Origin of the sequence: Dyella japonica DSM 16301, from assembly GCF_001010355.1 — a bacterium.
Lineage (GTDB): Bacteria > Pseudomonadota > Gammaproteobacteria > Xanthomonadales > Rhodanobacteraceae > Dyella > Dyella japonica.
The window spans coordinates 1-618 of the sequence record NZ_JPLA01000147.1 but is presented as its reverse complement, the minus strand read 5'-3'; the positions used below and the strand labels follow the sequence as shown (position 1 = coordinate 618).

The 618-nt window shown below is 44.5% G+C and carries 1 protein-coding gene; it reads right to left on the bottom strand.

Features of this window, described 5'->3' with window-relative positions; all coding sequences use genetic code 11:
* Positions 1 to 618 (bottom strand): DUF4055 domain-containing protein (locus Y882_RS20170; protein ID WP_046973422.1); only part of this gene is annotated, 618 nt, incomplete at both ends.

Genomic DNA, 618 nt, shown 5'->3' with positions numbered 1-618 from the left:
TGCCTTACGTTGTTCCGGTAAACCTTGTGAGTTAGTGCCGATGTATTTAGCATCACCGTCGGGAGATACATCAATACGAGCACCAGCACCAACGCGAACAGGAGCTTTATCATCAATTGCGTCACTGTTCGTAATACCACCACGAACAACCAGCGTGTCCTGGCTCTGCATAAACAAAGCCTGTCGATAATCAGCTTCACCCTGATAGATGGAAATACATCTGTTTGCTAATGCAAGTAGCGGTGGCTTATCCGGTTCTGGTACTAAGTCCATAGCATTACAGAATACGAAAGGTATCTGCTCAAGTGGAGAACCTTTATATTGAGGGACTACAACATCAGATCTTACTTCTTCTGGTTCGTCACCTTCTCCAGGAAGCAATTCTGTCATGTACTGCCCGTACACGTAACCGCTATCTGATGGTTCAGCTACAGTGGCACTTCCAAGAACAAGAACTCGATATTGAACTTTATAAGTCCAATCAAATGAAGTCTTGTCCATTACTTCTTTGGACTCATCTAATACAACTAGGTTAAGATTAAGTGAACCAAGATCATCTTCACCGTCGTCCCAGTTCCGTATACTTAACGCCTCGTATACCGCGATGTACGGCAGCGT